The sequence below is a fragment of the Dactylosporangium sp. NPDC051485 genome, assembly GCF_040682015.1.
Classification (GTDB): domain Bacteria; phylum Actinomycetota; class Actinomycetes; order Mycobacteriales; family Micromonosporaceae; genus Dactylosporangium.
Genome location: NZ_JBFAZW010000212.1, coordinates 1 through 6531, shown reverse-complemented (window position 1 = coordinate 6531; position 6531 = coordinate 1). Strand labels below are relative to the sequence as shown.

The following is a 6531-nucleotide window of genomic DNA, read 5'->3' as shown; positions in this document are numbered from 1 at the left end:
AATGGCACGAATGCGCAGAAGTGGACGGCGAGCAACGGTCAGCTCGTCAACACGGGGTCCGGCAAGTGTCTCGACGCGACCGGGGTCAGCTCGGCCGACGGCACCCGGCTGCAGATCTGGACCTGCGGCGGCGGCGCCAACCAGAAGTGGACGCTGCCCGGCGGTGGCCCCACCAACCCGCCCACCAGCACCCCGCCGACCAGCAACCCGCCGACCACCAAGGCGTTTCCCTTCGCGCCCTACATCGCCACGTTCATCGGTGACGACGTGGCGAAGTTCGCCACCGACAGCGGGCAGAAGTTCTACACGCTCGGATTCGTCAACGGCACCGGCAACTGCCAGCCGATCTGGTCGACCGACGACACCCGGTTGCGGGGCAACGTGGCCCGGCTGCGCGCGATGGGCGGCGACATCATCGTCTCCTCCGGCGGCTGGGACGCGGATGACCTGGTCAGCCACTGCTCGACGCCGGCGGCCATCGCCGCCGCGTACCAGAGCGTGCTGACCGCGTACGCGACGACGTACCTCGACATTGACGCCGAGCACGGCGACGTGCACAACAACCTCGACCGCGCGGTGGTCGACAAGCGCAACGACGCGCTGAAGATCATGCAGGACAACCAGCGCGCCGCCGGCAAGGCGTTCCACCTCTCGTTCACGCTCGGGGTCGGCCCGGCCGGCGGCCTCAACGCCGAGAACCTCTACGTCCTGCAGTCGGCGGTCGCCCGCGGCCTCGCATTCGACGTGGTCAACCTGATGACCATGGACTACTACGACGGCGTGTCCGGCAGCCGGATGGGTCAGGCCAGCATCGACGCCTTGAAGAAGGTTCAGGGCCAGCTGAAGGTGCTGCTGCCCGCGCTCAGCGACGCGCAGCTGTGGGCCATGATCGCGGCAACCCCGATGATCGGTCAGAACGACAATCCGACCGAGAAGTTCACCCTGGCCGACGCGCAGCTGCTGCTCACCTTCGCGCAGCAGCAGCACATGGCCCGGCTGAGCTTCTGGGCGATCAACCGCGACTTCGGCTGCGCCACCGGCACCCTGAGCGGCACCTGCAGCGGCATCAGCCAGTCGAACTACGCCTTCAGCAACATCTTCCGCCAGTTCACCGGCTGAGCACCTGCCGTGAGCTCGGCCGCGCCGGCGTCGAGGACCGGGCGCGGCGTACCAGGCCGCGCCTGACCCCGGTGAGCCGGGGTCAGGCGCGGATCCACATGGCGGGGTAGGGCAGCGTGCCGTAGGCCGGCCAGATGTACGCGTCGCCGATGCCGCCGCCGACCCGGCGGCGCTCGCGGTCGAAGCGCAGCGGGATCGCCACGGCCTGCGCCATCGCGGTCCGGTTGAGCCGGGCCCAGGCGCGGGCCGCGGCCGCCGGGTCGGGCTCGGCGGCCGCCGTCGCCGCTTCGGAGGCGAACGCGTGGTCGTCGAAGCGGGACAGGTCGTGGCCCCCGGCCATGGTGAGCAGCTGCGGGACGACCGTCGCGGCGCTCGGCCAGTCGGCGCCCCACGCCGAGAGCATGAGCTCGCCCGCGGCTGAGGGGTCGGAGACCGTGCGGTAGTACTGCGCCCGCGCGATCGGCCGCGCGGTCGCCGCGATGCCGGCCCGGCGCAGCGAGTCCACGACGACCCGGGCCACCGCGTCGTTGGCCGGCGCCTGGTCGTAGTCCAGGGTCAGCGCGGGCATGGGCGCGCCGGAGCGCTCGATCAGCCGGCGGGCGTAGTCGGGGTCGCCGTGCTCGCCGATGCGCTGGCCGAGCAGCGAGTCCCACAGGTGCGTCGGCTCGTGCGCGGCGCCAAGGCTGGGGCTGATCAGCCCGTCCGCCTCGGCGCCGGCCGGCGCGCCGAACGCGGCGTTGGCCGCCGCCCGGTCGACCGCGGCGAGGATGGCCTGCCGCTGGGGCAGCAGCGGCACCTTCGTGGTGTCGATGGCCAGGTAGCGCACGAACGGCTGGTAGCCCTCGACCCACCGCCCGGACCCGTCGGCGCCGGGGTCGTCGTCGGCCAGCGCGGTGGTCGGGCCGGTGTCCGAGGCCAGGCGGGCGGCGACGGCCGCGGCGCTGAGCCCCGAGTCGAGCTCGATGCGGTCCGGATAGGCCGGCCGGTAGGGGTCGCTGGCGCGGCTCCAGTGCTCGTTGCGCACGAGCACGAGCCGTTCGCCGGGGACGGTCTCCGCGATCCGGTACGGCCCGGAGGCGACCGGATGCCCGTCGTACCCGGTGCCGGTGTCGGCCCGCCGCGGTACCGGGCTGAACGCCAGCTGCGACACGGCGCCGTTGAAGTCGCCGGCCGGTCGGGCCAGGCGGAAGGTGATCGAGCGCTGGTCGGCGGAGCAGGCAACCGCCCGGTCGAAGGCCGCCACGTCGTTGCCGCCCGTCGTGTACGGCCCGTGGTATACCGGCCGCCCGGCCGAGTCCAGCGGGATGTCCAGCAGCCGTATCCCGGCCGCGCGCGGGCCGGGCAGCTCCCGCGTGGCGAAGGCCCGGGCCACGCCGTACTTCACGTCGGCGCAGCCGATCGGCGTGCCGTCCTCGAAGGACACCCCGTCGCGCAGGGTGAACGTCCAGGACCGCGCGTCCGGACCCGGCCGGCCGGTGTCGGTGGCCAGGTCGGGCACCAGGCGCCCGCCGTCCGGGGCCGGCTGGAAGGCGGTCAGCGTGCGCTGCAGGAAGCCGCCGGCCAGGGCCGCGTCCTCGGCCACGACGTCGAGCTGCGGGTCGAGGTGGGCGATGCCGTGGTCGGTGCGCAGCAGGTGCAGCGTCCCGCCGGCGCGCGGCCGTTCGGGCGGCTCCGGCGCGTCGGTGCACGACGACAGCAGGGTCAGCGCGAGCAGGCTCGCCAGCGCCGCCCTGGCGTGGGAAGGATCCGTGGCCCCGCTCCTCGGTCCGTGTTGTCCGACGGATCGGGTCTACCGGCGCAATGTGACGCGGACGTGACGCCGGGGTGGAGTTTCACATGGCGGCACGCGCGCGGCCCGTCGCCGGCGGGGCGGCCGAGTCCTCGACCTGCACGGCCAGCTGCGGGTGGTGGGCGCGCTCCTCGGCGGCGTCGATGAGTTTCAGGTCGGCCTGGGTGTGCAGGATCGCGGCGTCGATGGTCAGCCCGGCCAGCGGCTCCTCGCGGTGCTGGCGGCGCAGCGCCCGCAGCGTCTGCAGCTCGGCCATCCGCGCGTTGCGCTGCGTCTGGCAGACCTCCAGCACCGCGTCGGGTCCGCGCCGGGCCGCCGCGAGCACCTTGAGCAGGAAGTCGTCGCGGAAGCCGGCCGTGCGCACCACCGGCTCGGCCAGCCAGCTGTCCAGCTCTCGGCGGCCGGCCGCGGTGATCCGGTAGATGGTCCGGTCGGGGCGGCCGGTCTCCTGCTGGACCGTGCGCCCGCTGACCAGCCCGTCGCGGGAGAGCCGGTCGAGGATCTGGTAGACGTGGCCGATGTTGAACCCGCCCCACTGGGGCCCGACGGCCCGCTCGAAGCTGGTCCGCAGCTGGTAGCCGTAGCTGGGCCCATCGGTCAGCAGGGCCAGCACCGCGTGTTGGATCGGCACGGCCTACAGTCTAGGGACATCGGCGCAGCTCGCCGATTCGTGCACTTCGGGAGAACACCGCGATGAGCACCCACATCTCCCTCGCCGGGGTCACCCGCCGGTTCCAGCAGGGCACCGCCACGGTGACCGCCATCGACGACGTCACCCTCGACATCACGCACGGGCAGACGCTCGCCCTCACCGGGCCGTCGGGCTCGGGCAAGTCGACCCTGCTGCACCTCATCGGTGCGCTGGACCGGCCCGACCGGGGCGAGATCGTCGTCGACGGGGTGGCGCTGCACGCGCTGTCGCGCCGGGCGGCCGCCCGCCACCGGGCCGGGGTCGGGCTCATCTTCCAGAACTACCGGCTGCTGCCGACGCTGAGCGCGGCCGACAACGTGATGCTGCCGGTGCTGCCGCTGCGGGTGGACTTCGACAAGCGGGCCCGGGCCCGTGAGCTGCTCGCCGCGGTGGGCCTGGCGGGGGTGGCCGACGTGCCGGCCGAGCGGCTGTCGGGCGGGCAGCGGCAGCGGGTCGCGGTGGCCCGGGCGCTGGTGAATCGCCCCCGGCTGCTGCTGGCCGACGAGCCGACCGGCAGCCTGGACTCCCGCACCGGCGAGGAACTGCTCGACCTGCTGGCCGAGGTGCAGCAGGAGCACGGGATGACGATGGTGCTGGCCACCCACGACCCCGCGGTGGCGGCCCAGTGCGGCCGGCTGGTCCGGCTGCGCGACGGCGCGGTGGTCGACGACCGCGTGCTGGACGCCCCCGATCCCGACGTCATGCTGCGCCGTGTCACCGGGCCGGGTTGATCATTGATCGAGGCTGATCATTGAGTGGCAGCGAGGCGAACAACGAATACATAGTCGCTAAGTGCCTTGACCCAAGGTAATCGCGCTCTTACGGTCGGGGACTGTCCGGCCGGGGCGTGTGGGGCCGCCGGCCGATTCCCGGAGGAGTGGCATCATGTCCGCTGTTCTGACCAAGCTTTCGAGGGCGTTGCTCCCCGCGCGGAGCGAGGGCTGCGCGCCTGACTGCACCTACGAGTACCTGTGCGACGGCAATGGCGTCTACTACTCCCGGCAGTGCTGCTTCCAGCCGGACTGCTCCTACCTGTGCGGCAACTGGTTCAAGATCGGGCGCTGCTGACCGGCCGCTGCTGATACCGACGGGAAGACGCACATGGCTGCCACCCAGGCGCTGGCCGGGTACGCCGCGGTCACCGCGACCGCCGCGCTCGGCCTGGTACTGCTGATGATCCGGCGGCTGCGGCACGGGGTCGCGGCCCCGGCCCACCGGCCGCTGCCCGGCAGCGGGCCCGAGATCGGCCGGCCGGCGCCGGCGCTGGACCTGCCGCCCGGCGTCGAGGCCGCCGGCGGGCCGCGCCTGCTGGCCTTCTACTCCGTCAGCTGCGCGGGCTGCCGGCAGAGCCTGCCGCGCTTCCTGCCCTACGCCCGCGAGTTCGCCGGGACCGGCGGGCAGGTCGTCGCGGTCATCGTCGGCGACGAGCGGGGCGGCGCGGGGCTCGCCTCGTTCCTGCACGGGATCGCCACCGTCGTGCACGAGCCGGAGCCGGGCGTGCGGGCGGGGCGCTACGGCGTCCGGCTCTTTCCGCAGTACGTCCTGGTGGACGCGGCCGGCCAGGTCATCGCCACCACGCACTCGGCCGCCGAGCTCCCACACCTGGCCGGCCTGAGCGGCGCATGAGGCGAGGCGCGGCGGCGACGTGATCCGGCTTGTCTGGCACCAGATCCGGCGGCGGTCGCGGCGCAGCGCCGCCCAGGTGCTCGCCGTGGCCGCCGCGGCGACGACGTTCACCGTGCTGACCGGGCACCTCGACGCCGAGCGGCTGGAGGTGCGCGACACCGTCGAGGCGGGCAGCCGCGGCCCGTACGACATCCTGGTCCGCCCCGCCGGGCACGGGCCGGACGGCGACGGGCTGGTGCGTCCCGACCCGCTCGGCGACGGCACGGGCGGGATCAGCCAGGCGCAGTACCGGGCCGTGCGGGGCATCGCCGGTGTGGAGGTGGCGGCGCCGATCGCCGTCGTCGGGTACGTGCTGCTGCCGGTCTCCGTGCCGGTGCCCGTGCCCGCCGCGGCGTCGGGCCGCGAGCTGTTCGTCGCCGACGTGACCCACACGACCGACCGCGGGCTGTCCCGCTTCGAGGAGCCCGCCGCGTCGTACACCTACGTCACCGACGGCCGGGTCGAGCTGCGCGCGCCCGACAACAGCCCAGGCCCCTTCGGCGCCGTCGAGGTCGGCCCGGACGGGCGCCGGACGCTGGTCTGCCCGGAGCCGGCCGCGGGCGCCGACCCGTTCGCCGCGGGGGCCAGGCGCACCGGCACCTGCTGGTCGCGCGGGAGCGGCCCGTTCGGCGGCGGCTGGACCGCGCCCCCGGGCGGGCAGGTCGCCGTGCAGGTGCGCTGGAGCGTGCCGATGCTCGTGGCCGCCGTCGACCCGGCCGCGGAGGCGGCGCTGGCCGGCCTGGACCGCGCGATGTCGTCCGGGAGCTTCCTGCCCCAGGATGGTGCGGGCCCGGGCGGTCCGATACCCATGGTGCTGGCCGACCGCCTCCAGCTCGACGACCAGGACCAGGTCAGCGTGCGCCGGCTGCCCGCGGCCGCGGCCGACCGGATGGCCGCCGGCGTGGACCCGGCCGGCCTCGGCGCGCTGCTCGGCCCCGCCCGGCCGGGCGGCGGGGGAGCGGTGGTGGTGCGCGAGACCGTGACCACCGAGCAGGCCTACCGGCGGCTGCTGGCCGAGCGCACGACCGGGCCGCCGCTGGTCGTGGACAGCTACTGGACGCCGGGCCCGGCGCCGCGGCCGGTGACCAACCCGCCCGACATCTGGCGCTCGCGGCTGCGCGCCGGGGGCGTGGTGCAGGTGCCGCCCGACGCCGCCGACACCGCGCTGCGCACGCTCACCCTCGCACGTGGTGTAGCCCTCGCCGTAGAGGACGTAGATCGCCAGACCGCCCTGGTGACGGTGACAACCGGAGTAGGTGCGGATCTC

At 74.4% G+C, this 6531-nt stretch carries 6 protein-coding genes and 1 pseudogene; 5 read left to right on the top strand and 2 right to left on the bottom strand.

The features are described 5' to 3' along the window. Positions 1–1119, top strand: a 1119-nt coding sequence (locus AB0M46_RS50575) for an RICIN domain-containing protein (protein ID WP_363348800.1), incomplete at its 5' end; no start/stop codon positions are given. An 82-nt stretch (positions 1120–1201) separates the two neighbouring features. Here the strand turns inward: AB0M46_RS50575 and AB0M46_RS50570 are convergent. Then, positions 1202–2701: an ABC transporter substrate-binding protein gene (locus tag AB0M46_RS50570; RefSeq protein ID WP_363348798.1), complete on the bottom strand. Its 1500-nt coding sequence runs from the start codon at positions 2699–2701 to the stop codon at positions 1202–1204. Between the two features lie 250 nt (positions 2702–2951). Next, positions 2952–3539 carry a PadR family transcriptional regulator gene (locus AB0M46_RS50565; RefSeq protein WP_363348796.1) on the bottom strand — a complete coding sequence of 196 codons (588 nt, stop codon included), beginning with the start codon at positions 3537–3539 and terminating at the stop codon, positions 2952–2954. Between the two features lie 62 nt (positions 3540–3601). On the opposite strand from AB0M46_RS50565, the gene AB0M46_RS50560 reads away from it, so the two are divergent. The 4 genes and pseudogenes from AB0M46_RS50560 to AB0M46_RS50545 form a co-directional block, all read left to right on the top strand. Continuing rightward, a complete protein-coding gene (locus AB0M46_RS50560) occupies positions 3602–4330 on the top strand; it encodes an ABC transporter ATP-binding protein (RefSeq protein ID WP_363348794.1) in 729 nt (242 codons plus the stop codon). Positions 4331–4484: 154 nt separating this feature from the next. Beyond that, positions 4485–4667 carry a hypothetical protein gene (locus AB0M46_RS50555; RefSeq protein ID WP_363348792.1) on the top strand — a complete coding sequence of 61 codons (183 nt, stop codon included), beginning with the start codon at positions 4485–4487 and terminating at the stop codon, positions 4665–4667. A gap of 33 nt (positions 4668–4700) precedes the next feature. Beyond that, the gene (locus AB0M46_RS50550; RefSeq protein WP_363348790.1) at positions 4701–5225 is read left to right on the top strand and encodes a hypothetical protein; all 525 of its coding nucleotides are present in this window, start codon (positions 4701–4703) and stop codon (positions 5223–5225) included. 19 nt (positions 5226–5244) lie between these two features. After that, positions 5245–6531, top strand: a pseudogene (locus AB0M46_RS50545) (hypothetical protein); the annotation flags it as partial.